This window comes from Mycobacterium sp. GA-1285 (assembly GCF_001499905.1).
Classification (GTDB): Bacteria; Actinomycetota; Actinomycetes; order Mycobacteriales; family Mycobacteriaceae; genus Mycobacterium.
On sequence record NZ_LQIS01000052.1, the window covers coordinates 110022 to 135818 of the forward strand.

At 68.3% G+C, this 25797-nt stretch carries 32 protein-coding genes; 23 read left to right on the forward strand and 9 right to left on the reverse strand.

Going from position 1 to position 25797, the window contains the following annotated elements:
- Positions 1 to 31 precede the first annotated feature (31 nt).
- From AU193_RS19195 to AU193_RS19210, 4 genes are all read left to right on the forward strand, one after another.
- Positions 32 to 1315, forward strand: a complete 1284-nt coding sequence (locus AU193_RS19195; protein WP_064423959.1) for an adenosylmethionine--8-amino-7-oxononanoate transaminase — start codon at positions 32 to 34, stop codon at positions 1313 to 1315.
- A 71-nt stretch (positions 1316 to 1386) separates the two neighbouring features.
- Positions 1387 to 2535, forward strand: coding sequence for an 8-amino-7-oxononanoate synthase (locus AU193_RS19200; RefSeq protein WP_064423960.1), 1149 nt, complete (start codon positions 1387 to 1389; stop codon positions 2533 to 2535).
- Positions 2532 to 3197, forward strand: coding sequence for a dethiobiotin synthase (gene bioD / locus AU193_RS19205; RefSeq protein WP_064423961.1), 666 nt, complete (start codon positions 2532 to 2534; stop codon positions 3195 to 3197). Before AU193_RS19200 ends, bioD begins: the two co-directional genes overlap by 4 nt.
- Before the next feature lie 2 nt (positions 3198 to 3199).
- Positions 3200 to 3721, forward strand: a complete 522-nt coding sequence (locus AU193_RS19210; RefSeq protein ID WP_064423962.1) for a 2'-5' RNA ligase family protein — start codon at positions 3200 to 3202, stop codon at positions 3719 to 3721.
- Between the two features lie 47 nt (positions 3722 to 3768).
- Here the strand turns inward: AU193_RS19210 and AU193_RS22955 are convergent, their stop codons facing one another.
- Positions 3769 to 3915, reverse strand: coding sequence for a hypothetical protein (locus tag AU193_RS22955; protein WP_253867947.1), 147 nt, complete (start codon positions 3913 to 3915; stop codon positions 3769 to 3771).
- Between the two features lie 26 nt (positions 3916 to 3941).
- Positions 3942 to 4547 (reverse strand): TetR/AcrR family transcriptional regulator, encoded by a 606-nt coding sequence (locus tag AU193_RS19215; protein WP_064423963.1) that lies wholly within the window; start codon positions 4545 to 4547, stop codon positions 3942 to 3944.
- A gap of 72 nt (positions 4548 to 4619) precedes the next feature.
- Here AU193_RS19215 and bioB point away from each other — a divergent pair, with 72 nt between their 5' ends.
- Genes bioB through AU193_RS19230 form a run of 3 tightly spaced genes read left to right on the forward strand, consistent with a single transcriptional unit; the run spans position 4620 to position 6505 of the window.
- Positions 4620 to 5615 carry a biotin synthase BioB gene (bioB, locus tag AU193_RS19220; protein ID WP_064424061.1) on the forward strand — a complete coding sequence of 332 codons (996 nt, stop codon included), beginning with the start codon at positions 4620 to 4622 and terminating at the stop codon, positions 5613 to 5615.
- Between the two features lie 24 nt (positions 5616 to 5639).
- Positions 5640 to 5831 (forward strand): hypothetical protein, encoded by a 192-nt coding sequence (locus tag AU193_RS23445; RefSeq protein WP_064423964.1) that lies wholly within the window; start codon positions 5640 to 5642, stop codon positions 5829 to 5831.
- Positions 5828 to 6505, forward strand: coding sequence for a DUF2567 domain-containing protein (locus tag AU193_RS19230; RefSeq protein WP_064423965.1), 678 nt, complete (start codon positions 5828 to 5830; stop codon positions 6503 to 6505). The genes AU193_RS23445 and AU193_RS19230 overlap by 4 nt, the downstream gene beginning before the upstream one ends.
- On the opposite strand, the gene AU193_RS19235 is transcribed toward AU193_RS19230, so the two are convergent.
- Both AU193_RS19235 and AU193_RS19240 read right to left on the reverse strand, forming a co-directional pair.
- The gene (locus tag AU193_RS19235; RefSeq protein ID WP_064423966.1) at positions 6462 to 7799 is read right to left on the reverse strand and encodes a lipase family protein; all 1338 of its coding nucleotides are present in this window, start codon (positions 7797 to 7799) and stop codon (positions 6462 to 6464) included. The two genes, AU193_RS19230 and AU193_RS19235, sit on opposite strands and share 44 nt — an antisense overlap.
- A gap of 42 nt (positions 7800 to 7841) precedes the next feature.
- Positions 7842 to 8546, reverse strand: coding sequence for an NUDIX domain-containing protein (locus AU193_RS19240; RefSeq protein ID WP_064423967.1), 705 nt, complete (start codon positions 8544 to 8546; stop codon positions 7842 to 7844).
- Between the two features lie 47 nt (positions 8547 to 8593).
- Between AU193_RS19240 and nadA the strand changes: the two genes are divergently transcribed.
- From nadA to AU193_RS19260, 4 genes are read left to right on the forward strand one after another with little or no spacing between them, the layout of a single operon-like run.
- Positions 8594 to 9637, forward strand: coding sequence for a quinolinate synthase NadA (gene nadA, locus AU193_RS19245; protein ID WP_064423968.1), 1044 nt, complete (start codon positions 8594 to 8596; stop codon positions 9635 to 9637).
- A complete protein-coding gene (locus tag AU193_RS19250; RefSeq protein ID WP_064423969.1) occupies positions 9634 to 11208 on the forward strand; it encodes an L-aspartate oxidase in 1575 nt (524 codons plus the stop codon). Before nadA ends, AU193_RS19250 begins: the two co-directional genes overlap by 4 nt.
- Entirely contained in the window at positions 11208 to 12065 is an 858-nt protein-coding gene (gene nadC, locus AU193_RS19255; protein WP_064424062.1) for a carboxylating nicotinate-nucleotide diphosphorylase, read from the forward strand. Before AU193_RS19250 ends, nadC begins: the two co-directional genes overlap by 1 nt.
- A 22-nt stretch (positions 12066 to 12087) precedes the next feature.
- Positions 12088 to 12567 carry a hypothetical protein gene (locus AU193_RS19260; protein WP_064423970.1) on the forward strand — a complete coding sequence of 160 codons (480 nt, stop codon included), beginning with the start codon at positions 12088 to 12090 and terminating at the stop codon, positions 12565 to 12567.
- 1 nt (position 12568) lies between these two features.
- Here AU193_RS19260 and AU193_RS19265 read toward each other — a convergent pair whose 3' ends face one another.
- Positions 12569 to 13135, reverse strand: a complete 567-nt coding sequence (locus tag AU193_RS19265; RefSeq protein WP_064423971.1) for a TetR/AcrR family transcriptional regulator — start codon at positions 13133 to 13135, stop codon at positions 12569 to 12571.
- 64 nt (positions 13136 to 13199) lie between these two features.
- On the opposite strand from AU193_RS19265, the gene AU193_RS19270 reads away from it, so the two are divergent.
- Complete coding sequence (locus AU193_RS19270) at positions 13200 to 14225, forward strand: zinc-binding dehydrogenase (RefSeq protein ID WP_064423972.1); 1026 nt, start codon at positions 13200 to 13202, stop codon at positions 14223 to 14225.
- A 1-nt stretch (position 14226) separates the two neighbouring features.
- Here AU193_RS19270 and AU193_RS19275 read toward each other — a convergent pair whose 3' ends face one another.
- Entirely contained in the window at positions 14227 to 14637 is a 411-nt protein-coding gene (locus AU193_RS19275; protein ID WP_064423973.1) for a nitroreductase family deazaflavin-dependent oxidoreductase, read from the reverse strand.
- A gap of 36 nt (positions 14638 to 14673) precedes the next feature.
- On the opposite strand from AU193_RS19275, the gene hisD reads away from it, so the two are divergent.
- From hisD to hisI, 8 genes are read left to right on the forward strand one after another with little or no spacing between them, the layout of a single operon-like run.
- Positions 14674 to 16017, forward strand: a complete 1344-nt coding sequence (hisD, locus tag AU193_RS19280) for a histidinol dehydrogenase (protein ID WP_064423974.1) — start codon at positions 14674 to 14676, stop codon at positions 16015 to 16017.
- Complete coding sequence (locus tag AU193_RS19285; protein WP_064423975.1) at positions 16014 to 17144, forward strand: histidinol-phosphate transaminase; 1131 nt, start codon at positions 16014 to 16016, stop codon at positions 17142 to 17144. The genes hisD and AU193_RS19285 overlap by 4 nt, the downstream gene beginning before the upstream one ends.
- Complete coding sequence (gene hisB / locus AU193_RS19290) at positions 17123 to 17755, forward strand: imidazoleglycerol-phosphate dehydratase HisB (protein WP_253867956.1); 633 nt, start codon at positions 17123 to 17125, stop codon at positions 17753 to 17755. The genes AU193_RS19285 and hisB overlap by 22 nt, the downstream gene beginning before the upstream one ends.
- Entirely contained in the window at positions 17752 to 18372 is a 621-nt protein-coding gene (gene hisH, locus AU193_RS19295; protein WP_064423977.1) for an imidazole glycerol phosphate synthase subunit HisH, read from the forward strand. Before hisB ends, hisH begins: the two co-directional genes overlap by 4 nt.
- A gap of 50 nt (positions 18373 to 18422) precedes the next feature.
- Positions 18423 to 19151: a bifunctional 1-(5-phosphoribosyl)-5-((5-phosphoribosylamino)methylideneamino)imidazole-4-carboxamide isomerase/phosphoribosylanthranilate isomerase PriA gene (gene priA / locus AU193_RS19300; protein WP_172798363.1), complete on the forward strand. Its 729-nt coding sequence runs from the start codon at positions 18423 to 18425 to the stop codon at positions 19149 to 19151.
- Positions 19151 to 19966 carry an inositol monophosphatase gene (locus AU193_RS19305; protein WP_064423978.1) on the forward strand — a complete coding sequence of 272 codons (816 nt, stop codon included), beginning with the start codon at positions 19151 to 19153 and terminating at the stop codon, positions 19964 to 19966. The genes priA and AU193_RS19305 overlap by 1 nt, the downstream gene beginning before the upstream one ends.
- On the forward strand, positions 19966 to 20748 hold the full coding sequence (gene hisF, locus AU193_RS19310) for an imidazole glycerol phosphate synthase subunit HisF (RefSeq protein WP_064423979.1): 783 nt from the start codon (positions 19966 to 19968) through the stop codon (positions 20746 to 20748). Before AU193_RS19305 ends, hisF begins: the two co-directional genes overlap by 1 nt.
- Entirely contained in the window at positions 20745 to 21098 is a 354-nt protein-coding gene (hisI, locus tag AU193_RS19315; protein ID WP_064423980.1) for a phosphoribosyl-AMP cyclohydrolase, read from the forward strand. The genes hisF and hisI overlap by 4 nt, the downstream gene beginning before the upstream one ends.
- On the opposite strand, the gene AU193_RS23450 is transcribed toward hisI, so the two are convergent.
- The 3 genes from AU193_RS23450 to AU193_RS19325 all read right to left on the reverse strand — a co-directional run bounded on the left by AU193_RS23450 (position 21095) and on the right by AU193_RS19325 (position 22602).
- Positions 21095 to 21454: a hypothetical protein gene (locus tag AU193_RS23450; protein ID WP_216637292.1), complete on the reverse strand. Its 360-nt coding sequence runs from the start codon at positions 21452 to 21454 to the stop codon at positions 21095 to 21097. The genes hisI and AU193_RS23450 overlap by 4 nt on opposite strands.
- 47 nt (positions 21455 to 21501) lie before the next feature.
- Positions 21502 to 22062 carry an LLM class flavin-dependent oxidoreductase gene (locus tag AU193_RS23455; RefSeq protein WP_216637293.1) on the reverse strand — a complete coding sequence of 187 codons (561 nt, stop codon included), beginning with the start codon at positions 22060 to 22062 and terminating at the stop codon, positions 21502 to 21504.
- Between the two features lie 75 nt (positions 22063 to 22137).
- On the reverse strand, positions 22138 to 22602 hold the full coding sequence (locus AU193_RS19325; protein WP_064423981.1) for a peroxiredoxin: 465 nt from the start codon (positions 22600 to 22602) through the stop codon (positions 22138 to 22140).
- Positions 22603 to 22784: 182 nt separating this feature from the next.
- Here AU193_RS19325 and AU193_RS19330 point away from each other — a divergent pair, with 182 nt between their 5' ends.
- The 3 genes from AU193_RS19330 to trpC all read left to right on the forward strand — a co-directional run bounded on the left by AU193_RS19330 (position 22785) and on the right by trpC (position 25797).
- On the forward strand, positions 22785 to 24311 hold the full coding sequence (locus tag AU193_RS19330) for an anthranilate synthase component I (RefSeq protein ID WP_064423982.1): 1527 nt from the start codon (positions 22785 to 22787) through the stop codon (positions 24309 to 24311).
- Complete coding sequence (locus AU193_RS19335; protein WP_064423983.1) at positions 24308 to 24901, forward strand: TIGR02234 family membrane protein; 594 nt, start codon at positions 24308 to 24310, stop codon at positions 24899 to 24901. Before AU193_RS19330 ends, AU193_RS19335 begins: the two co-directional genes overlap by 4 nt.
- Before the next feature lie 77 nt (positions 24902 to 24978).
- A complete protein-coding gene (trpC, locus tag AU193_RS19340; RefSeq protein WP_064423984.1) occupies positions 24979 to 25797 on the forward strand; it encodes an indole-3-glycerol phosphate synthase TrpC in 819 nt (272 codons plus the stop codon).

Below are 25797 nucleotides of genomic sequence, written 5' to 3' on the forward strand. Positions count from 1 at the left end.
GTCGACCGATAATCTACCGAAGGTGCCGGGAATGACGCCTTCGGAGATCAGTGCGGTCGACGCCGCCCACGTCTGGCATCCCTACAGCACCATCGGCGCGGAAGCCCTGCCTCCGGTCGTCGCGGTGGGGGCCCGCGGGGCCTGGCTCACTGTCCATCACGATGGGCGCGACCTGCAGGTCCTCGACGCGATGGCGTCGTGGTGGACGGCGATCCACGGCCATGGTCACCCGGTGCTCGACGCGGCGATCACCTCGCAGCTGGCGACGATGAACCACGTCATGTTCGGTGGTCTCACGCACGAACCGGCCGCGCGGCTCGCGCAGTTGCTCGTCGAGATCACTCCAGCCGGCCTGGACACCGTGTTCTTCAGTGACTCGGGCTCGGTGTCGGTCGAGGTGGCCGTGAAAATGGCGCTGCAGTACTGGCGCAGCCTCGGCCGGGGCGCCAAGCATCGCCTGATGACGTGGCGCGGGGGATACCACGGCGACACCTTCACCCCGATGAGCGTGTGCGACCCGGACGGCGGGATGCACGAACTGTGGACGGACGTGCTGGTCGCCCAGGAGTTCGCACCGCCGGTGCCACGCGAATACGACACGGGCTACGTCGAGGCGTTCGAGACGCAATTGGCCGAACACGCCGGTGAATTGGCCGCGGTGATCGTCGAACCCGTCGTGCAGGGCGCGGGCGGCATGCGGTTTCACGACCCCCGGTACCTCGCCGACCTCCGCGACATCTGCTCGCGGCACGAGGTTCTGCTGATCTTCGACGAGATCGCGACCGGCTTCGGGCGCACCGGTGAACTGTTCGCCGCCGACCATGCGGGCGTGAGCCCCGACATCATGTGCGTCGGCAAGGCCCTCACCGGCGGCTACATCACGCTCGCCGCGACGCTGTGCACGCGGGAGGTCGCCCACACGATCAGCGCCAATGAGCCGGGCGCGCTGATGCACGGGCCCACGTTCATGGCGAACGCGCTGGCCTGCGCGGTGGCGGTCGCCGCGGTCGAGGTGCTGTTGAGCCAGGACTGGCGGACGAAGGTGCGAGAGATCGAGGCGGGGCTGCGCTCTGGGCTGGGGGCCGCCTCATCGCTGTCCGGGGTGGTCGATGTGCGGGTGCTCGGCGCGATCGGGGTGATCGAGATGGAGCGTCCGGTGGACCTGAGGGTGGCGACCCCCGCGGCGCTGGAGCACCGGTTGTGGCTGCGTCCGTTCCGCAACCTCATCTATGCGATGCCGCCGTACATCTGCAGTCCCGACGAGATCGCGCAGATCACCTCGGGGATGGTCGCGGTCGCGCGTGCGATGGGCTGAGTACCGCATTTGTGCCGTCGGGCGCAGGTCACTTAACCTGAACGCTGTTCAAGTCCGATGCGAGGAGCACGGTGACGCGCGCAGGTCTTTCGCCGCTGGCGTGGCTCGACGATGTCGAAAGGCACCGGCGCGCCGCGGGTCTCCGGCGTTCCCTACGAGCGCGCCCGCCGGTCGGCACCGAGCTCGACCTCGCGTCCAATGACTACTTGGGCCTGTCGCAACATCCCGCGGTCATCGACGGCGGGGTGGCCGCGCTGCGAACCTGGGGTGCGGGTTCGACCGGATCACGTCTGGTCACCGGGAACACCGAACTGCACGAAGGTTTCGAGCGGGCGCTGGCCGAATTCGTCGGCGCCGAGGCGGCGTTGGTGTTCTCGTCCGGATACACCGCCAACCTCGGCGCGGTCGTCGCGCTGTCCGGCGCCGGATCGCTGCTGGTGTCCGATGCCCTGACCCACGCCTCGCTGGTCGACGCCTGCCGGTTGTCGCGCGCGCGGGTGGTCGTCACACCACACCGCGACGTGGCCGCGGTGGAGGCGGCGCTGGCGGCGCGCGGCGAGGAGCGCGCGGCGGTGCTGACGGACTCGGTCTTCTCCGCCGACGGCGACCTCGCCCCGTTGCGTGCTCTGCACGACGTATGTCGACGGCACGGCGCCCTGCTGATCGTCGACGAGGCCCACGGCCTCGGAGTGCGCGGATCGGGCGGACGCGGACTGCTGCACGAAGTCGGCCTGGCCGGTGCGCCGGACATCGTGATGACGACCACGATGTCCAAGGCGCTGGGTAGCCAAGGCGGTGTGGTGCTGGGCCCGGCGGCGGTGCGTGACCATCTGATCGACGCTGCGCGGCCGTTCATCTTCGACACCGGACTCGCGCCCGCCGCCGTCGGTGCGGCTTGGGCGGCGCTTGACGTCCTGATCGCCCAGCCGTGGCGCGCGCGGGCCGTGATCGAGCGCGCGGCGGCGCTGGCATCAATCTGCTCGGTGCCCGAGCGACCGGAATCGGCCGTGGTGTCGGTGATTCTCGGTGACCCCGACGTCGCCTTCGGCGCCGCGGTGGCGTGCCTGGACCGCGGTGTGCGCGTGGGGTGCTTCCGGCCACCGACGGTGCCCGCGGGCACATCGCGGCTGCGGCTGACCGCTCGGGCGTCGCTGACCGACGACGAGATGCGGTTGGCGGGCGAGGTGCTCGCCGACGTGCTGGCGACCGTGCGCCGGTGAGCACGCTCCTCGTCACGGGCACCGACACCGGCGTCGGCAAAACGGTCGCCACCGCTGCCCTGGCATGCCACGCCCGGCTGGCGGGCATCGATGTGGCGGTGTGCAAACCCGTGCAGACCGGCAGCCCGCAGGACGACGACCTCGCCGACGTCGGCCGGCTCTCGGGCGTGACGCGGTTGCATGGCGGCTGGCGGTACCCCGAGGCCCTGGCGCCGGTCGCGGCCGCGCGCCGAGCGGGCATGGCGCTGCCGACGCGCGCCGAACTGGTCGAAACGGTGCGCTCCGTGGCCGCGTCGCTGGTGCTGGTGGAGGGCGCGGGTGGTCTGCTCGTCGAGATCGGAGCGGGGATGACGCTGCGCGACCTCGCGGCGGAGCTGGCCGCGCCGGTGCTGGTGGTCGTCGCCGCCGGGCTCGGCACACTCAACCACACCGCGCTGACGCTGGAAGCCCTTGCACACAAAGAGCTTTCGTGTGCCGGTTTGGTGATCGGCGCGTGGCCTTCTGCGCCGGGCGCCGCCGAACTGGGCAACCGTGAGGCGCTGGCCGAAATGGCGCCGATGCGAGCGGTGCTGCCTGCGGGCACCGGCGCGCTGAGCGCGGCGGAGTTCGAGGCGATCAGCGTTTCGGCGTTCGACTCCGCGTGGGTGAGAAGCCTGGTGTAGCGATGGTGCATTCCATCGAGCTGGTCTTCGACCCGGACACGGACGCGCAGGTCCGCCGGATCTGGGACGACCTGATGCGCGCCGGTATCCGCAGTCAGGCGAGCAATAAGGCGCCGAGCAATAAGCCGCACGTCACGGTCACTGTCGCCGAGAACATCGACGAGGCGGTCAACACCGCGCTGCGTCCGGTGCTGAAGCGGTTGCCGCTGCCCTGCACGATAGGGGCGCCGATGCTGTTTGGCGGCCGTGTTTTCACGCTGGTGCGGGTGGTGGTGCCTTCAGACGAATTGCTCGGGCTGCATCGCGATGTGCATGAGCGGTGCCTGCCGCACATGCCCAAAGGGGTGTTGGGGCACGCCGATCCGGGGCAGTGGACGCCGCACGTGACGTTGGCGCGTCGTGTCGCACCCGAGAAGCTGCCCGCGGCGTTGACGCTCGAGTCGGTGGCACGCGATGTGCGGGGCGTGATGACGGGGATACGTCACTGGGACGGCGACAACCGGGTCGAGTATCCGATCACTTGAACGTTGCGCCAACGCTTTTCGGTACGCGCACATTCGCCAGCCGTCGATCACGCGACGCCCATCGCCGTCTCGTCGCGCGAGAACGCGACATAGACGAGTTGCCCGCCGCGGAATTTGACCCCGTCCCGGACGATCGCCTCGTATGAGCGCGGCAACGTCGCGGTGATGCGTCCGACGTCGTCGACGGTGATCACCCCGCCGATCCTCGTCGAGCCTGAGCTTATGTGCGAGAAATCGTCGAATCTTCGAACACAAGCTCAGTTTCGGCGACGCTCATTCCGTTCAACAGCAGGCCGACGCCGAAACGGAAGCGTGCGGAGGCGTGCTCGGTGAGCACCGACTGGTCGCCGGGCAGGTCGGCGCCGGCGGCGTCCCATTGCAGGCGCGACTGCTCGTCGCCGGTGAAACCGAGCACGTAGTAGACGACGGTGCGGGCGGCCAGTTCGGCGTGGCCGATGGGCACACCGGCGTCGAGGGCCGCCTCGGTGAGCCGTTCGACGATCCGCGCCATCGCGCTCGACTGACCGGCCGCAAAGCTGGCCGACACCAACTCGGCGCCGTCGGTATGGGACAACAGCGCATCGCGCAGCGCCACACAAACGCTCGACATCCGCTGTCGCCAGGACCCGGTGGCGTCGCCGACGGGCTCGAGGATACGGTCGGCGACCGCGCCCAGCAGCTGCTGCTTGCTGGTGAAGTGCCAGTACAGCGCGCCGGGGGAGACCTCGAGCTCGCGGGCCAGCCGCCGCATGGTCAGGTCGGCCAGGCCGTAGCTGTCCAGCAGCGTCGTCGCGGCCACCACCACGTCGCGTTTGTGAAGCTGCACGCCCGTACCCTAACCTGAACACCGTTCAATTGTCGGCTCGCCGACGTGTTCAATTCACAGGAAGGTGATCGGGTGAGCGACATTCTGGCAGTGGCCCGCGAGCAGGTGCTCGAGCGCGGCGAGGGCCTGAATCAGGACCAGACGCTGCAGGTGCTGCAGTTGCCGGATGATCGCCTCGACGACCTGCTCGCATTGGCGCACGAGGTGCGCATGGCCTGGTGCGGTCCCGACGTCGAGGTCGAGGGCATCATCAGCCTGAAGACCGGTGGCTGCCCCGAGGACTGCCACTTCTGTTCACAGTCAGGACTTTTCGCCTCACCCGTGCGGAGCGCATGGCTGGACGTGCCGAGCCTGGTGGAGGCGGCCAAGCAGACCGCGAAGACCGGCGCGACCGAGTTCTGCATCGTGGCCGCCGTGCGCGGACCCGACGAGCGGCTGCTGGCACAGGTCGCCGCGGGCATCGAGGCGATCCGCAACGAGGTCGACATTCAGATCGCCTGCTCGCTGGGCATGTTGACCAAGGACCAGGTCGATCAGCTGTCCGAGATGGGCGTGCACCGGTACAACCACAATCTGGAGACGGCGCGGTCGTTCTTCACCAACGTCGTCACCACCCACACGTGGGAGGAGCGCTGGGACACCCTGCAGATGGTCCGCGAGGCCGGCATGGAGGTGTGCTGCGGCGGCATCCTGGGCATGGGTGAATCCCTGGAACAGCGCGCCGAATTCGCCGCGAACCTGGCTGAACTCGATCCGCACGAGGTGCCCCTGAACTTCCTCAACCCGCGGCCGGGCACCCCGTTCGGCGACCTCGAGGTGCTGCCGGCCGCCGATGCGCTGCGGGCCGTCGCGGCCTTCCGTCTGGCACTGCCCCGCACCATGCTGCGCTTCGCGGGTGGCCGGGAGATCACCCTCGGCGATCTCGGCGCCAAGAAGGGCATCCTCGGCGGGATCAACGCCGTCATCGTCGGTAACTACCTGACCACGCTGGGCCGGCCCGCCGAGGCCGACCTTGAGCTGCTCGACGATCTGCAGATGCCGATCAAGGCGCTCAATGCCAGTCTCTGAGGCCAGCCGGTAGAACGTACAGGTATGGCGTTCAACGTCTACACGGGCGAGCCCGACGGCACGACCGTGCCGACCGCGGCCCAGCTGGGTCTGGAGCCGCCCCGGTTCTGTGCTGAATGCGGCCGGCGGATGATCGTCCAGGTGCGCCCCGACGGCTGGTCGGCCAAGTGCTCACGGCACGGGCTGACCGATTCGAAGGATGTGGAGCAGCGATGAACGACGCTGAGGCCGAGCCGAAATCTGGCATTGCCGCGCCACGGTTTTCACGTCGCCGTGCGGCGCTGACCGTCGGCGCGGCACTGGCGGTGACCGGTGCGCTGGTGGGTGCACTGTGGGCGTGGCTGGCGCCGCCCGTCCACGGTGTCGTGGCGCTGGCGCGCGACGGTGAGCGCGTCCGCGCACACCTGGGCAACGAGAGCGACCATTTCTTCGTGGCGCCCTTCCTGCTCGTCGGCATGCTCTGCGTCGTGGGGGTCGTCGCCGCGGTGGCGGTGTGGCAGTGGCGGGCACACCGGGGGCCGGTGATGACGGCGGCGCTGGCGTCCGGATGCATGCTGGCCGCGGGCGCGGCGGCCGGGGTCGGCGCGCTTCTGGTGCGGCTGCGATACGGGACCATCGACGTGGCCGCCGCACCCGTGACACCCGAACATCGGGTGCACTACGTCGTAGAGGCGCCGCCGGTGTTCTTCGGGCACTCTCCGCTGCAGGCGGTCTTGACGATCCTGTTCCCGGCCGCGGTCGCCGCGCTCGTCTACGCGTTGGCCGCCGTGTCCACCGAGCGCGACGATCTTGGCGCATGGCCGGCGGTCGAGGTGCCGGCCTTCGTCCCATCGGTCACCGCGGACTTCACAGCGGAGAGCGCTCCACCTTCCGGCCCGTCATCACCTTGAGCGCGATCCGGACCAGCCGCGTCATTCCGACGTAGGTCATCGGGTTCAGCAGCGTCGGCCAGGTCGTGCGGACCAGATGCTCCGACAGCGGCTTACCGTCGAACCGGTCGATCAGCCAGCGCAGCGCCATCGGCGCAGACATCGGGTGCAGCAGCATGTGTTCGCTGAACATGTCGCGGTGATAGGTGACCGACGCGCCGCCGCTGCGGTAGATCTCGCTGAGCTCGTCGATGTCGTCGACCGCGACGATTTTGTCGTGCACGGCCTGCACGATGAGCACGGGCGGGGTGGGCACCGCGGTGCCCAGCTTGATGCTGTCGAAGACGTGCTTGACCTCGGGCAGATCGAGGATCTCGTCGAGGGGCCGGTCGACCAGCTTGCCCATGTCCATGCCCGCGAACCGCAGCACGGCCTGGGCGGTGGTCATGTCCTGGATGCGCATCAACATGGCCTTGCCCGCATCGGTGGCGTGCTCCTGGATGACCCGGTCCAGATCCGGGTAGACGTGGCTCAGCGCCGCGACCACCATCGCGGGCAGGCCCGAGTACAGGCTCCCGTTCAGCCGGCGGTAGGCGTGGCCGAGATCCGCGACCGGGGAGCCCAGCACCGCGCCGACGATGTTGAGCTCGGGAGCGTACTGGCCGTGCATTTCGGCCGCCCAGGCCGACGCCAGCCCGCCGCCCGAGTAGCCCCACAGCCCGATCGGCGCCGATTCGCGCAGCCCCAGCCGGTCGCAACTCACCGCCGCACGCAGGCCGTCGAGAATGCGATAGCCCGGCTCGTACGGCGTGCCCCACAGCCCGTGGGCGCCCTCGTGGTCGGGCACCGACACGGCCCACCCCTCGGCGAGCGCGGCGGCGATCAGCAGGAACTCCAGTTGGGCGAGCGCGCCGGGGGCCAGCGCCTTGCGGCGCAGCGCGTAGGACGGAAAGCAGCGCGAGCACACCGCGTCGATCGCGCACTGGTAGGAGATCACCGGTATGACGTCGCGGTTGGCCCGCTCGGCGGGCACGATCACCGTGGTCACGGTGGCTTCCGCCGCACCGTTCATGTCGGTGGTGCGGTACAGCAGCTGCGTCGCGGTGAACTTCTGCGGGATCAGGCCCAGAAAAGCCAGCTCGACATCGCGACTGCGCAGCACGGTGCCCGGTTCGGCGTGCTGAAAGCCGCTCGGCGGTTCGTAGAACGGGTCGTCGGCGGGAAGCAGCGGACGGGAGCCGCGTGACAGGTCTTCGTGGGGGACGTGCCCGATCCACTCGGCACCTGATGCCGGCGCGGCGTTGCCCAGAGACATTCGGCCATTCTTACTTAAGGAAGCGTTAAGAATCCAGTCGACTCACCCGGGCGGGCGCAGTGCGGCGAATTCGTCGGTCACGCGGTAGCGCGCCTCGGTGAACCGGTACAACGCCGCAGGGCGGCCGCCGCTGCGACCGGACCGAGCCGTGGTCCCGGTGCGGGTGATGACGTTGCGACGTTCGAGCACGCGTTGCAGGTTGGTGGCGTCGACGTGGTGGCCGAGCGCGGCGCTGTAGATGTCCCTCAATGAGGATAGAGCGAATTCTGTTGGGGCCAAAGCGAATCCGATGTTGGTGTAGGAGAGTTTGGCGACCAGCCTGGTGCGCGCGTGTTCGACCATGGTGCCGTGGTCGAACGCCATCGGCGGCAGGTCGCTCACGGGATGCCAGCGCGTGTCCGGCGGCAACTCCGGAGTCGCGGGGGAGGGCACCAGCCCGAGGAAGGTCGACGCGATCGTCCGATCGCCGGGGACCCGATGTGGATCGGAGAACACGGCGAGCTGCTCGAGGTGGGCAAGCTCACGGAGGTCTACTTTCTCGGCGAGTTGCCGGCGCACCGAACTGGTCAGGTCCTCGTCGCCACCCAGACGCCCGCCGGGAAGCGACCATTTGCCGCGCTGCGGATCGAGTGCGCGCTGCCACAACAGCACGTGAAGTGCCGGTTTCGATTCGGGGACCTCGTGAGGGACTTCTCGAACCTGGAACACGGCGGCGAGCACCTCGTGGGCGGTGCTAGTATGTGCCATGTTTTCGATTGTAAGTCGAAAACTCGATTTGGACGAAGGAGGCGGCCATGACGGTTCTGGACCGGATGCCCGCAGACAACCTCTCGAGCCGCATCGTCGACGGTCCCGCCGGTTTTTCCGGGGTCGACGGCGACGAGGAGTGGGCCGCCGAAGTTCGTCGCCTGGCCGATCTGCGGGGCGCGACGCTGTTGGCCCACAACTACCAGTTGCCCGCGATCCAGGACGTCGCCGATCACGTCGGTGACTCGCTGGCGCTGTCGAGGATCGCCGCCGACGCGCCCGAGGACACGATCGTGTTCTGCGGGGTGCACTTCATGGCCGAGACGGCCAAGATCCTGTCCCCGGACAAGACGGTGCTCATCCCGGACCAGCGAGCCGGCTGTTCGCTCGCCGACTCCATCACCGCCGACGAGTTGCGCGCGTGGAAGGCCGAGCATCCCGGGGCGGTCGTGGTGTCCTACGTCAACACCACCGCGGCGGTGAAGGCCGAGACCGACATCTGCTGTACGTCGTCGAACGCCGTCGAGGTGGTGGCGTCGATCCCGGCGGACCGTGAGGTGCTGTTCTGCCCCGACCAGTTCCTCGGCGCGCACGTCCGGCGCGTCACGGGAAGTGAGAACCTGCACGTGTGGGCGGGCGAGTGCCACGTGCATGCGGGAATCAACGGTGACGAGCTCGCCGACCAGGCCCGCTCGCACCCGGACGCCGAGTTGTTCGTTCACCCCGAATGCGGTTGCGCGACATCGGCTTTGTACCTTGCCGGTGAGGGTGCCTTCCCGGAGGATCGCGTCAAGATCCTGTCGACGGGCGGGATGCTGGACGCCGCACGCGAGACCGGCGCACGGCAGGTGCTGGTCGCCACCGAGGTCGGGATGTTGCACCAGTTGCGCCGCGCCGCACCGGATGTGGACTTCATGGCGGTCAACGACCGCGCGTCCTGCCGATTCATGAAGATGATCACCCCAGCCGCGCTGCTGCGCTGCCTGGTGGAGGGCAGGGACGAGGTGCACGTCGATCCCGAGACCGCACGGCTGGCGCGGGCCAGCGTGCAACGCATGATCGCGATCGGCCAGCCCGGCGGCGGAGAATGACGCGCCCGGCGGCCTGCGGTGCCGGCAGGTGGGCCGGTCATTGGCAGCAGCGCGCCGACGTCGTCGTGATCGGGACCGGCGTGGCCGGACTGGTGGCCGCCCTCGCCGCCCACCGTCGTGGCCGAAAAGTCATGGTGCTCAGCAAGGCCCCCACACTGGTGGGGACCACCGCCACGTTCTACGCCCAAGGCGGGATCGCCGTCGTGCTGCCCGACGCTCTTCGCGCGGACGGCGACTCGATCGAGGCACACATCGCCGACACGCTCGCCGCGGGCGCGGGGCTGTGTGACCCCGCCGCAGTGCGCTCGATCGTGACCGACGGGTACCGTGCGGTCGCCGAACTGGTCGAGCACGGCGCACACTTCGACGAGTCGACACCGGGAACGTGGTCACTGACCCGTGAAGGCGGACATTCGCGGCGCCGGATCATCCACGCCGGAGGTGACGCGACCGGCGCCGAGGTGCAGCGAACCCTCAACGGTGCCGCGGCCACACTGGACATCCGACACAATCACGTTGCGCTCGAGATCCTGCACGAAGCCGGGGCGGTCACCGGTGTGCTGGTGCTCAACGACGACGGGTTGGGTGTGGTGCACGCGCCGTCGGTGGTCCTGGCGACCGGGGGACTCGGCCATCTCTACTCGGCGACCACGAATCCCGATGGGTCGACGGCAGACGGTGTCGCGCTGGCCATCTGGGCCGGAGTTCCGGTCAGCGACATCGAGTTCATCCAGTTCCACCCCACCATGCTCTTCGACGGCCATGACGGCGGCAGGCGCCCGCTGATCACCGAAGCCGTCCGCGGTGAGGGTGCGATACTCGTTGACTCGCAAGGCCGTTCGGTCACCGACGGGGTCCACCCGATGGGCGACCTGGCGCCGCGGGACGTGGTTGCCGCGGCGATCCACGACCGCATCGAGCAGACGGGTGCGCCCTGCGTGTTTCTCGACGCCCGGCGAATCGACAACTTCGTGAATCGATTTCCGACGGTGACCGCGGCATGCCGCGTGGCCGGTATCGATCCCACACTCGAGGCGATTCCGGTGCTGCCGGGCGCGCATTACAGCTGCGGCGGCGTGGTCACCGATGTGCACGGGCGCACAGAACTCGCGGGTCTGTTCGCCGCGGGTGAGGTCGCCCGCACGGGCATGCATGGCGCCAACAGGCTGGCGTCGAACAGCTTGCTCGAGGGTCTCGTGGTCGGCGGCAGGGCCGGAAAAGTCGCTGCGGCACACGCTTTGGCCGCCGGGCCCGTGACGGCACGGCCACCTGAGCCGGTGGTGCGACGGGCGCTGCCGCGAGCCGACCTGCAGCGGGCGATGACCAGGAACGCCGGCGTGGTTCGCGACGCCGACGGCCTGCGCATCCTGGCCAAGGAACTCGACACCGCCCCACCGCGGGCGATCGACTCACGCGCCGCCTTCGAGGATGCCGCGCTGACCACCGCTGCGGAGGCGGTCGCCGCGGCGGCGTTGACTCGTACCGAGTCTCGAGGCTGCCATCATCGCCGTGACTATGACGCCGACCCGATACAGGCCCGCGTGCCGGTCCCGGCGGGAGTGTGCTGTTGATGGAGCTGACCGCCGACGAGCTCACCGAGGCTCGCAGGGTCATCGCCCGTGCCGTCGAAGAAGATCTGCGTTACGGGCCCGATGTCACCACCCTCGCGACGGTGCCCGCGGACGCGAGGACCACAGCGTCGATGGTGGCCCGCGAGGCCGGGGTGATCGCCGGCGTGGACGTCGCACTGCACGCGTTCGACGAGGTGATCGGCCCGGGTGACTATGTGGTCAAGCATCGTGTCGAGGATGGTGCCCGGCTCGAACCGGGCGGTGTCGTGCTCACCGTGGAGGCGCCGACCCAGGGACTGCTGACGGCCGAGCGCACCACGCTGAACCTGATCTGTCACCTGTCGGGCATCGCGACCGCGACGGCGGCATGGGTCGAGGCGGTGTCCGGCAGTGCGGCGAAGATCCGCGACACCCGAAAGACGTTGCCGGGCATGCGCGCACTGCAGAAATACGCGGTGCGCGTCGGCGGTGGGGTCAACCATCGGATGGGGCTCGGCGACGCGGCCCTGATCAAGGACAACCACGTGGCAGCTGCAGGGTCGGTCGTGGCGGCCTTGCGGGCGGTGCGCGCTTCTGCGCCCGAGATCGAGTGCGAGGTGGAGGTCGACTCACTCGAGCAGTTCGACGAAGTCCTGTCCGAGAACGTGGAACTCGTACTGCTCGACAACTTTCCCGTGTGGCAGACGCAGATCGCGGTGCAGCGCCGCGACTCCCGCTCACCTGCGACCAAGCTGGAATCCTCCGGCGGCCTGTCGCTGGAAACCGCAGCCGAATTCGCGGGCACAGGTGTCGACTACCTCGCGGTGGGGGCGCTCACTCACTCGGTGAGGGTGCTCGATATCGGGCTCGATATCTGATCCGGCCGATAGCATCGATCGCGTGGATGAGGGATCGTGGCGCCGCCTCACGTTGCTGGTCGTCGTCAGCCTGGTCGTAGCCGTCGTCGCTCTGGCGCTCGCGGGGTGGACGCTGTACAAGACAAGCCAGGACCCCGAATACGATTCGACCCAGGTCGCAGACGCGAAGGCCAAGATCTGCGGCGCGGCCGACGTCGTCCGAAAAGGCATCACGCTCAACACCAATATGCAGCCGGCGGGCGGCCCCAGAGACGTCACCGGGGCGCAGGCGGTGGCCGCCAACGCGCGGATCTCGTTGTACGACGGGGGTCAGTACCTGCTGGACCGGCTCGATCCGGCGACCCCGGTGGTGCTCGCGGAGAAGGTCCGTCAGTTCGCGAACAATCTGATGGACATCGGCGCCAACGCCACGGCAGGGGTGCCCAATGATGATCCGGCCCAAGCTAAACGGCTGACCGACGCCGACGCGGAGAACAAGAGCATCACCGAGCTCTGCAAGTAGCTCACCGGCTCAGCAGTGTCCGCGCGGCGACCTTCGCGGAGTCGAGGGCAGCGGTGTCACCTGCGATCCGGGCCAGTATCAGCGCACCTTCGATGAGCGCTATCAACGCCAGCGCAGTCTGCTCCGCGTCGTCGCGTTCCCACCCGTCGGCATGGAGCCGGTCCGCGATGGCCTGGCGCCAGCCCGCGAATGCCGTCGCCGACGCTTGCCGAATTAGTGCGCTGGCGTCGACCGATTCGGTCGCGATCGGTTCGATGGGGCAGCCGTCTCGGGGATCGGAGGTCAGCCCTTGGGCCATCAGGTCGATCCAGCCGTCGATGAGGTGGGTTACCGGCGAGCCGGTGGCGAGCACATCCCGCAGTCGGTTCTCGATATCGGCGCCGACGCGCTCGACCACCGCAGCTGCCAACTGCTGCTTGCCGTCGGGGAAGTGGTGGTACAGCGATCCCGCTTTGACGCCGGCGAGCTCGAGGATCTGGTTGACCCCGGTCGCCGCGTAACCCTGCCTACGGAACAGCAGTGCGGCGGTGTCGATCAGGGCTGTGCGACTGCGGTCCGGGCGCGGCATGCCTTGACTTTACTAGAAAGATCGCTCAAGAATATTTGAGTAGTCACTAAAGAAGGAGCCCGCCATGCAGCAGCTGATGTTCGAAGACGCCGGTGAGTACATCTGGCGTGAGGCGCCCGATCCGCAGGTCACCCGTCCCGGGCAGGCACTCGTCAGGCCCATCGCCGTAGCCAGCTGTGACCTCGACGTGGCGGTCGCGCAGGGTCGGCTGCCGATGCCGCCCGGACATGCGGTAGGGCACGAGGGCGTCGCCGAGGTCGTCGAGATCGGGGACGACGTTCGCAGCGTCGCGGTGGGTGACCGCGTCGTCGTGCCGTTCCAGATCAGTTGCGGTACGTGCAGCGCGTGTCTTCGGGGCGTGACCGGGTCGTGTGCGTCGCTGCCGCTGATGGCGATGTACGGAATGGCGCCTCTGGCGGGGCTCGACGGCGGCGGTTTCATGGCAGACCTGGTGCTGGTGCCCTATGCCGACGCGATGCTCGTGCCGATGCCGGAGGGCACCGACCCGGTGGCCGTCGCCTCGATGTCGGACAACATCCCCGACGGTTGGCGCGGTGTGGGGCCGTATCGGGCGGAGCTTGCGGCGCTTCCGCCGGCCGACCGGAGGGTGCTGGTCGTCGGTCGGCTGTCGATCGGCCTGTACGCGGTGGCGTCGGCGGCCGCGGCCGGTGTGCACGTCGACTATGTCGACACCGACCCGCATCGGCTCGCGGTCGCCGAGAAGCTGGGCGCGGTCGTTCACGACCGCGACAAGCCCGACAAGACCGCCGAACCGTATCCGGTGACGGTGCACACGTCGGCGGAGCCGGCGCTGTTGGCGGCGACGTTACGGGCGACCTGGCCGGACGGCGTCTGCACGGACACCGGGATCTACTACCAGGGCGCGGTGGAGATGCCGCTGCTGCCGATGTACACCCGCGGCGTGCGCTTCGTCACGGGGCGGGTCAACGCCCGAGCGGCATTACCGGAAGTGGTGGAATTGCTTGCCGGACAGGATCTTTCGGCGGTCGTCGAGCGTGTGGTGCCGTGGGAGGAGGCGCCGGAGGTGTGGCCGACGATGACGGGCAAGATGGTGTTCGCCCGGGTGTAGCTCAGGCGATATCGGCGACGAAGACACCCATCTTCCTGGCTTGAATCCGCGCCATGAACGGAAGGCCTTCTGCGTCGCCGCCGGCCGGCACGATCCGTGGGTTGACCAGATGCAAGTCGCGACGGGCAACATGCAGATCGGCCTCGCCGGCGGCCAGCACGTTCTTCACCCAGTCGGTTTTCCCGTGCCCGAGTGCAATCGCTGCGGTATTGCCCTTGCGGTAGACAGTGACGATCGTCTCGTACGGTTTCCCGGACTTGCGGCCGCGGTGTCTGATCGTCGCCAGCCCGGGCATGAGCCGCGAAAACGGCCGGACCATCTTGTTCAGGTATTTGACCTGCAGGTTTTCCAACCATGGTGGGAATACCATAGGCACGCCGGGGGCGTTGTTCGGGTGCTCACTGGCTCGCATGGCGCCTCCATAACCGATTTGGTCTGCTCTGGGAGAATGAACAGCGTGAATCTATCGCCGGGACCGATCGCGCGCATCGACTTGCGGGGCGCACGGCTGTCCGCCGCGCGTCTGCGGTCCGCCCTGCCGCGCGGCGGAGTGGACGTGGACACGGTGGTGCCGAAAGTGCGCCCGATCGTCGACGCGGTCGCGGAGCGTGGTGCGCAGGCGGCGCTGGAGTACGGCGAAGCGTTTGACGGTGTGCGACCCGCGCAGGTCCGGGTCCCTGCGGCCCAGCTGCAGAAGGCGCTCGTCGAACTGCCCCCAGACGTCCGCGCCGCGCTCGAGGTGGCCGTCGAACGCGCCCGTGCCGTGCACGCCGACCAGGGCCGTACGGATACGACGACGACGCTCGCGCCGGGGGCCACGGTCACCGAGCGGTGGGTTCCGGTCGAGCGCGTCGGACTGTACGTGCCCGGCGGCAACGCGGTCTACCCCTCCAGCGTCGTGATGAATGTCGTGCCCGCGCAGACCGCCGGAGTCGAATCGCTGGTGATCGCCAGCCCGCCGCAGGTGCAGTTCGGCGGCCTGCCGCACCCGACAATCCTGGCCGCCGCCGCGCTGCTCGGCGTCGACGAGGTATGGGCCGTCGGCGGGGCGCAGTCCATCGCGCTGCTGGCCTACGGCGGCACCGACACCGACGGCGCGGAATTGGCGCCCGTCGACATGATCACCGGCCCGGGCAACATCTACGTCACTGCGGCCAAGCGCATATGCCGCTCGCAGGTCGGTATCGACGCCGAAGCCGGCCCCACCGAGATCGCGATCCTGGCCGACCACACCGCCGACCCCGCCCACGTCGCCGCCGATCTGATCAGCCAGGCCGAACACGACGAGATGGCCGCGAGCGTGCTGGTCACACCGAGCGTCGAATTGGCCGACGCGACCGACCGCGAGCTGGCCAACCAGCTGAGGACCACGGTGCACCGCGAGCGGGTGACCGCCGCACTGGGCGGAAGGCAGTCCGCCACCGTGCTCGTCGACGACCTCGAAGCCGGCATCCGAACCGTGAACGCCTACGCCGCCGAGCACCTCGAGATCCAGACCCTCGATGCCCGCGAGGTGGCCGGTCGGATCCGTTCCGCCGGCGCCATTTTCGTCGGTCCCTATGCACCCGTCAGCCTGGGCGACTACTGCGCGGGATCCAACCACGTGCTGCCCACCGCGGGCTGTGCCCGGCACTCCAGCGGGCTCTCGGTGCAGACGTTTCTGCGCGGCATCCATGTCGTCGACTACGACGAGGCCGCGCTGAAGGACGTCTCCGGCTACGTGATCACACTCGCCGAAGCCGAGAACCTGCCCGCGCACGGCGAAGCGGTGCGGCGGAGGTTCGAACGGTGACAATCGGGCAGAAGGTGACGCTCGACGATCTGCCCCTTCGGGCCGATCTGCGCGGCAAATCGCCCTACGGCGCACCGCAATTGGACGTCCCGGTGCGGCTGAACACCAACGAGAATCCGCATCCACCGACGAAGGCGTTGGTCGATGACCTGACGGCGTCTGTCGCAGCGGTCGCAGGTGAGCTGCACCGCTACCCGGACCGCGACGCCGTGGCGTTGCGCACCGACCTGGCCACCTATCTCACAGCGCAGACCGGCACTCGCCTCACTGTCGAAAATCTCTGGGCGGCAAACGGTTCCAACGAGATCCTGCAGCAGCTGCTGCAGGCCTTCGGCGGGCCTGGGCGCAGCGCCCTCGGATTCGTGCCCTCATATTCGATGCACCCGATCATCTCCGACGGCACCCAGACCTCGTGGCTGGTGGCCAACCGGGCCGACGACTTCAGCCTCGACGTCGACGTGGCGGTGCAGGCGATCACCGAGCACAACCCCGACATCGTGTTCGTGGCGAGCCCGAACAATCCGTCGGGACAGAGTGTTTCGCTCGGCGGCCTCCGCCGTCTGCTCGACGCGATGGGCACCGGCATGATGATCGTCGACGAGGCCTACGGCGAGTTCTCGTCGCAACCCAGTGCCGTGCGCCTGATCGACGAGTACCCGACGCGGCTGATGGTCACCCGCACGATGAGCAAGGCGTTCGCATTCGCGGGCGGTCGCCTGGGGTACCTCATCGCAGCACCCGCCGTGATCGACGCGATGCTGCTCGTCCGCTTGCCCTACCACCTGTCGTCGGTGACGCAGGCCGCCGCCCGCGCTGCGCTGCGCCACGCCGACGACACCCTCGCCAGCGTCGCCACCCTCATCGCCGAACGCAACCGCGTCACAGAAGCCCTGTCCGACATGGGTTTCCGAGTGATCGACAGCGACGCCAACTTCGTGCTGTTCGGCGAGTTCGCCGACGCCCCCGCGACCTGGCGGCGCTACCTGGACGCGGGCATCCTCGTCCGCGACGTCGGGATCCCCGGTTATCTGCGCGCCACCACCGGTCTGGCCGAGGAGAACGACGCGCTGCTGGCCGCCAGCGCCCGCCTGGCCGCGACCGAACTATCCCCCGTAGGAGCACCGTGAACGAACCCCGTCGCGCGACGATCGAGCGCAAGACCAAAGAGTCCGACCTCGTCGTCGAACTCGACCTGGACGGCACCGGACAGGTGTACGTCGACACCGGTGTGCCGTTCTTCGACCACATGCTGACCGCGCTCGGCACTCATGCGAGTTTCGACTTGACCGTGCGCGCCAAGGGTGACGTCGAGATCGAAGGCCACCACACCATCGAGGACACGGCGATCGTGCTGGGGCAGGCCCTCGGGCAGGCGCTGGGAGACAAGAAGGGTATCCGCCGGTTCGGCGACGCGTGGATTCCGATGGACGAGACGCTCGCGCATGCCGCCGTCGACGTTTCGGGTCGGGCGTACTGCGTGCACATCGGCGAACCGGACCACATGCTGCACTTCACGATCGCCGGTTCCTCGGCGCCGTATCACACGGTGGTCAACCGGCACGTGTTCGAGTCGATGGCGATGAACGCCCGTATCGCGCTACATGTGCGCACGATCTACGGACGCGACCCCCACCACATCACCGAGGCGCAATACAAGGCAGTGGCGCGCGCATTGCGCCAGGCCGTCGAATACGACCCGCGGGTGAGCGGTGTGCCGTCGACGAAAGGCACTCTGTGACAGCCACAGTCACCATCCTGGACTACGGTTCGGGCAACCTGCGGTCTGCTCAACGGGCCCTGGAGCGCGTCGGTGCCGACGTCACGGTCACATCCGACGCCGATGCCGCGATGAACGCCGACGGCCTCGTGGTGCCCGGCGTCGGGGCCTTCGAGGCCTGCATGGCGGGGCTGCGCAAGATCGACGGCCCGAAGCTGATCGCCGACCGGGTTGCGGCCGGCCGGCCCGTGCTCGGCGTCTGCGTCGGCATGCAGATCCTGTTCTCGCGTGGTGTGGAATTCGGGGTCGAGACCACCGGCTGTGGCCAATGGCCTGGTGCGGTGGTGCGACTCGACGCGCCGGTGATCCCCCACATGGGCTGGAACGTGGTCGGCGCCCCCGTGGGCAGCACGCTTTTCGCCGGAATGGAGGCGGGCACCCGCTTCTATTTCGTGCACTCGTACGCCGCTCAGCAGTGGGAGGGCGACCCGGCCGCCAGGCTCACCTGGTCCACGCATCACGTGCCGTTCCTCGCCGCGGTCGAGGACGGGCCGCTATCGGCCACGCAATTCCACCCGGAGAAGAGCGGCGACGCCGGTGCCGCATTGCTCGCCAACTGGGTCAAGGCATTAGGTTGACCACCGATGAGCGCTCGCGCGAAGAGGAGACCACCGACGTGCCGCAACGACTGATTCTTCTGCCCGCCGTCGACGTGGTCGAGGGCCGTGCTGTGCGCCTGGTGCAGGGACAGGCAGGCAGCGAAACCGAATACGGCTCCGCGCTGGAGGCCGCGCTGACGTGGCAGCGCGACGGCGCCGAGTGGATCCATCTCGTGGATCTCGACGCCGCGTTCGGCCGGGGCAGCAACCGCGAGTTGCTGGCCGAGGTGGTGGGAAAGCTCGACGTGGCGGTCGAGTTGTCCGGTGGCATCCGTGACGACGAGTCGCTGTCGGCGGCGCTTGCGACCGGCTGCGCCAGGGTGAACCTCGGCACCGCGGCGCTGGAGAATCCGCAGTGGTGCGCGAAGGTCGTCGCCGAACACGGCGAGAAGGTGGCCGTCGGCCTCGACGTGAAGATCGTGGATGGAGACCATCGCTTGCGCGGCCGCGGATGGGAGACCGACGGCGGCGACTTGTGGGAGGTCCTGGATCGGCTTGACCGAGAAGGCTGTTCGCGCTTCGTGGTCACCGACGTCACCAAGGACGGCACGCTCAAGGGGCCCAACCTCGAACTGTTGTCACAGGTGACCGGCCGCACCGACGCCCCGGTGATCGCGTCAGGTGGGGTGTCGAGTTTGGAGGATCTGCGCGCGATCGCCACGCTGACCGACCGTGGAGTCGAAGGAGCGATCGTCGGGAAAGCTTTGTACGCCGGTCGATTCACGCTGCCCGAGGCGCTGGCCGCGGTGAAACGATAATGGCGCTGGACGCGGCCGACCTCGACGCTCTGGTCGCCGAGGCCGCGCAGATCCTCGACGACGCAGCCGTCCCTTTCGTCGACGGTCACCGAGCGGACTCCGCAGTGCAGAAGAAGGGGGACGACTTCGCCACCGAGGTGGACCTGGCCATCGAACGACAGGTCGTCGAGGCATTGACCGCCAGAACCGGGATCGAGGTGCACGGCGAGGAGTTCGGCGGCGCGGATCTGCAGTCGCCGTTGGTGTGGGTGCTCGATCCGATCGACGGCACCTTCAACTACGCCGCCGGTTCGCCGATGGCGGCGATCCTGTTGGGCCTGGTGCGTGACGGAGAGCCCGTCGCCGGTCTCACCTGGGTGCCTTTCACCCGGGAGCGATTCACTGCCGTGGTCGGAGGGCCTCTGCGCAGCAACGGTGTCGAGTTGCCTGCGTTGAATCGCGCAGCACTCTCCGACTCGATGGTCGGGGTCAGCACGTTCAATGTCGAGTCGCGCGGCCGGGTGCCGGGACGCTATCGACTCGCCGTCATCGAGAGTCTCAGCCGCAAGTGCTCACGCATGCGCATGCACGGGGCCACCGGCATCGACCTCGCCTATACGGCGGCCTCGATCCTCGGCGGCGCAATCAGTTTCGGTGGCCACGTGTGGGACCACGCGGCGGGAGTCGCATTGATCCGGGCGGCGGGTGGTGTTGTGACCGACCTCGCGGGCAACGAGTGGACGGTCGACTGCCCGTCTGCACTCGCCGGAGATCCCGGCGTGCACGCCGAACTGCTCGATCTGCTCCGCGCGGTCGGCGATGCCAAGGACTTCTGATGAACACGAAGGACCTGGCCGTACGGGTCATCCCGTGCCTGGACGTCGACGACGGTCGGGTGGTCAAAGGCGTCAACTTCGAAAACTTGCGTGACGCAGGCGATCCCGTGGAGTTGGCGGCTGCCTACGACGCCGAGGGCGCCGACGAACTGACATTCCTCGACGTGACGGCCTCTTCCGCGGGACGTGCCACCATGCTGGAGGTGGTGAGACGAACCGCCGAGCAGGTGTTCATCCCCTTGACGGTCGGCGGCGGGGTGCGCTCGATCGCCGATGTGGACGTGCTGTTGCGCGCGGGTGCGGACAAGGTCGCGGTGAACACCGCCGCGATCGCCCGCCCCGAACTTCTCGCCGAGTTGTCCCGGCAGTTCGGATCGCAGTGCATCGTGTTGTCGGTCGACGCCCGCACGGTGCCGCAAGACCAGGAGCCCACGCCGTCGGGGTGGGAGGTCACCACGCACGGCGGGCGCCGCGGCACAGGGTTCGACGCCGTCGAATGGGCCACGCGGGGCGCCGAACTCGGTGTCGGTGAGATCCTGCTGAACTCGATGGACTTCGACGGCACCAAGGCCGGTTTCGATCTGCCGATGATCGAGGCGGTGCGCGGAGCCGTCAGCGTGCCGGTGATCGCCAGCGGCGGTGCCGGTGCGCCCGAACATTTCGCGCCCGCTATCGCCGCGGGGGCCGATGCCGTGCTGGCCGCCAGCGTGTTCCACTTCCGAGAGCTCACCATCGCCCAGGTGAAGGCGGCGATGGCCGCAGAAGGGATCACGGTGAGATGACGCTGGATTCAGACATCGCATCGCGGCTCAAACGCGACGCCAACGGGCTGATCACGGCCGTCGTGCAGGAGCGCGGCACGGGCCAGGTGCTGATGGTGGCGTGGATGGACGATCTCGCGCTCGCCCGCACGCTGGAAACCCGCCGCGCGACGTACTATTCGCGCTCGCGGCAACAGCACTGGGTCAAGGGGGAGACGTCGGGCCACACGCAGTACGTCCACTCGGTGCGACTCGACTGCGACGGCGACACGGTGCTGCTCGAGGTCGATCAGGTCGACGGCGCCTGTCACACCGGCGACCACAGTTGTTTCGACGCGGATGTTCTGCTGAGCCGCGAGGATAGATCCTAATTGCGGGCGGCTGCGAAAGCCTCTAACTCCCGGGCGAGATCCGGACCGCTGGGCGTGTAGATCACCTCGTGCACGCCGCGGTGGGACAAGGCGCTGAGATGGGCACGAATCTCGTCTGCGCTACCGATCACCGTCAATCCGTCGGGCGCATGGTCCAGCAATGCGCGGTCGCGATCGGTGAGGTGAGTGACATGCCCTTCGTATGTCAGGAGATGGCGGTCTCGTTCATCGGCAACTGATTCCAGCGCTTCGCACCAAGCGCGTCCCCCCGGCATCCCCTGGACGGACTCCTTACCAGCGATTGCATAGGACTCGTGATAGGTCACCACTTTCCACGGTCCGACCGCTTCACGCACCCGCTCACCGTCACGATCTTCTCCGGGGTCGAGCACGGTGCCTGGCATCAGCACGGCAATGGGAGGGGGAGCTCCGTCGGTGACCCCGCGATGATTCCGTCGGCGAGCTCCGCTGCGATTCGCAGGCCGCGCGGACCGAAGACACTCAACCAGATCTCGACCTCGATGGGGCGCGACAGGGCCAACCCCTTCGCATGCAGCATCCGGGCTGACTGTCCGTCGATTGTGACGGTATCTCCGGCTAAGAGGCCTCGCACGGCCGTCACGTAGTCGGTCAGCTTGCGCAGCTTCAGTGGACGCTGCCCCATTGTGCGGCGGGCCGTCGCACCCGTTCCGAAGCAGGCACGAAAACGGCCGTGCGATAGCCGCACGATTGTCGCGATCGCCGACGCCATCGACATCTCGGAGCGTTCGTCTGGGATGAGCACGGCGCTGCCGAGACCGATGCGCGATGTGCGGTTCGCCGCGAGCGCGAGATGGACGAAGGGGTCTTCCCACAAGGGTGCGGAGTCAAATATCCAAATTCGCGAGTAGCCGAGGGATTCCGCGAGAACCGCCATGTCGCTGAAATTCGGCCCGGGCGGCAATCCGCAGGACAGCTCTACCATGTTTCAGCACGATAGGGCCGACGACGCCTATGGAATCGGTTTCGGCCCGTCTACACCTCGGGATGAGAACCGGTGTCAAGCCGACTGGCGCTGGCGCAGCACCTCGAGTGCCTTGTCGGCGTGGCTGTCCATACTGATCTCCGAAGCGATGACGGCGAGGATCGTGCTGTCCGTGTCGATCACGAAGGTGGTCCTCTTGACCGGCATGAACTTGCCGAGCAAGCCGCGCTTCACGCCGAATTGCGTGGCGACGGCGCCGTCGGCATCGGACAGCAGCGGATAGTCGAACCGCTCCTTGTCGGCGAACTTCGCCTGCTTGTCGACCGCATCGGTGCTGATACCGACGCGGCTGGCGCCGACGTCGGCGAACTCCGCTGCCAGATCGCGGAAGTGGCAGGCCTCCTTGGTGCAGCCCGGCGTCATCGCGGCGGGGTAGAAGAACAGCACGATCGGGCCGTCGGCGAGCAACTCGCCCAGGCTCCGCATCGTGCCCGTCTGGTCCGGCAATTCGAAATCGGCAACTCGGTCACCCGTTTTCATGGAGGTCACGCTACGCCGCGAACCCTGCGATCGAGCGACCGCGCCGCGCGATCACCCAGACCGACGTTATGGCTGGTTTCCCGCCGCCGGATCGACCATTGCGTCGGTTTCGAAGACCGAAACGAGACCCGCTGCGGTCTCCGTCGTCCTCACTGCCCGGGTACGTCTGGGACACTTGACCCGTGCAGACCACGGCCAGCTTGGCGATCACCACCTCGCGTGAGGATTTCCGCGCGCTAGCCGCCGAGCACCGCGTTGTGCCGGTGACCCGCAAGGTGCTCGCCGACAGCGAAACGCCGTTGTCGGCGTACCGCAAACTGGCCGCCAACCGGCCGGGGACGTTCCTGCTGGAATCGGCGGAGAACGGCCGTTCGTGGTCGCGCTGGTCGTTCATCGGCGCCGGTGCACCGTCGGCACTCACCGTCCGCGACGGTCAGGCGGTGTGGCTGGGCACGACGCCGCAGGACGCACCGCAGGGCGGCGATCCGCTGGAGGCGCTGCGCGCAACGCTGGAACTTCTCAAGACCGAGCCGCTGCCGGGCCTTCCGCCGCTGTCGAGCGGGCTCGTCGGGTTCTTCGCCTACGACATGGTCCGGCGCCTGGAGAAGCTTCCGACGTTAGCCGTCGACGATCTCGGCCTGCCGGACATGCTGCTGCTGTTGGCCACCGACATCGCGGCGGTCGACCACCACGAGGGCACGATCACGCTGATCGCCAACGCCGTCAACTGGAACGGCACCGACGAGCGGGTGGATTGGGCCTACGACGACGCGGTGGCCCGGCTCGACGTGATGACCGCTGCGCTCGGTGCGCACCTGCCGTCGGCGGTGGCGACGTTCAGCCGACCCGAGCCGTTGCACCGCGCTCAGCGCACGCTCGAGGAGTACGAGGCCATCGTCGAGAAACTGGTGCGCGACATCGAGGCCGGCGAGGCGTTCCAGGTGGTGCCCTCGCAGCGCTTCGAGATGGAAACCGAGGCCGATCCGCTCGACGTGTACCGCATGCTGCGAGTGACCAATCCCAGCCCGTACATGTATCTGCTCAACGTGCCGAACGCCGCGGGCGGACCGGACTTCTCGGTCGTCGGCTCCAGTCCGGAGGCGCTGGTGACGGTCAAGGACGGTCGGGCCACGACGCATCCGATCGCGGGCACGCGGTGGCGTGGCGCGACCGAGGAAGAAGACCTGCTGCTCGAGAAGGAATTGCAGGCCGACGAGAAGGAACGCGCCGAGCATCTGATGCTCGTCGATCTCGGCCGCAACGATCTGGGCCGCGTCTGCCGACCCGGCACCGTGCGTGTCGAGGACTACAGCCACATCGAGCGCTACAGCCACGTCATGCACCTGGTGTCGACGGTGACGGGCGTGCTGGCCGAGGGCAAGACCGCACTGGACGCCGTGACCGCATGTTTTCCGGCCGGCACGCTGTCGGGCGCTCCGAAGGTCCGCGCGATGGAGCTGATCGAGGAGGTCGAGAAGACGCGGCGCGGCCTATACGGCGGGGTGCTGGGTTATCTCGACTTCGCGGGCAACGCCGACTTCGCGATCGCCATCCGCACCGCCCTGATGCGCAACGGCACCGCGTACGTGCAGGCGGGCGGCGGCGTCGTCGCAGATTCGAACGGGCGCTACGAGTACACCGAGGCGGCCAACAAGGCTCGCGCGGTGCTCAACGCGATCGCCGCCGCCGAGACGCTGACCGAGCCGTGATCAGGGTCGCCCAGCTCGGTCTCGTGCTCGCCGCGGCAGCGCTGTGGGTGGCGTCGCGGATGACCTGGGTCGAGGTGACCTCGTTCGACGGTCTCGGCGAGCCGAAGACGGTCGCGCTGTCCGGCGCCTCCTGGTCGACGGCTCTGATTCCACTGGCGGTGCTCCTGCTGGCCGCAGCCGTCGCCGCCCTGGCGGTGCGTGGGTGGCCGCTTCGGCTGCTGGCCGTGCTGGTCGCCGCCGCCAGCGCCGGGACCGCTTATCTGGCCATCAGCCTGTGGGTCATCCAGGACGTGGCGGTACGCGCCTCACACATCGCGGGGACGCCCGTGGCTGATGTGGTCGGTACACAGCGGCACTACGTGGGAGCGGTGATCACCGTGATCGCTTCGGTCATGGCGCTGGCCTGTGCGGTGCTGTTGATGCGGTCGGCGGCACGTGAGCGCCCCGGTGCGGCCCGATACTCGCGACGCGCCGTCGTGCAGTCCGACGAACCCGCAGGCGAGATGTCCGAGCGGGCGATCTGGGACGCCCTCGACGCGGGCGCCGATCCAACGCAGGATGCGGTCGATCCGGACAACAAGGGCCGGTGATCGGCGATGCTGTGGTGGCGGCTACCCTTCGTGGTTGAAGATCGTTCGGTGTTCTCGGGGGAAGGGAAGCGGCACTCATGAGTTCGGCGACGGTACTCGACTCGATAATCGAGGGAGTACGAGCCGACGTCGCCGCCCGCGAAGCCGTCATCCCGCTCGCCGACATCAAAGCCAGGGCCAAGGACGCTCCACCCCCGCTGAACGTGATGGCCGCGCTGCGCGCGCCGGGAATCGCGGTGATCGCCGAGGTGAAGCGTGCGAGTCCGTCCCGCGGTGAACTGGCTCCCATCGGAGACCCCGCCGAACTGGCGAGCGCCTACGAGAGCGGTGGTGCGCGCATCATCAGCGTGCTCACCGAGCAGCGTCGCTTCAACGGGTCGCTCGACGATTTGGACGCGGTGCGCGCGGCGGTGTCAATTCCGGTGTTGCGCAAAGACTTCATCATCCGGCCGTACCAAATTCACGAGGCCCGCGCCCACGGCGCGGACATGCTGTTGCTCATCGTCGCGGCGTTGGAGCAACCGGTGCTGGAGTCACTGCTGGAGCGCACCGAGTCGCTGGGCATGACCGCTCTGGTCGAGGTGCACACCGAGGAGGAGGCCGACCGTGCGCTCTCGGCCGGCGCCACGGTAATCGGTGTGAACGCACGCGATCTCAAGACGTTGAGGGTCGACCGGGATTGCTTCGCGCGGATCGCTCCGGGATTGCCGACCGACGTCATCCGCGTCGCGGAGTCGGGAGTTCGCGGCACCGCCGATCTGCTGGCATACGCCGGTGCGGGCGCCGACGCGGTGCTCGTCGGCGAGGGTCTGGTCACCAGCGGTGATCCGCGCAGCGCAGTCGCCGATCTGGTCACCGCAGGCACCCATCCGTCGTGCCCGAAACCCGCGCGTTGA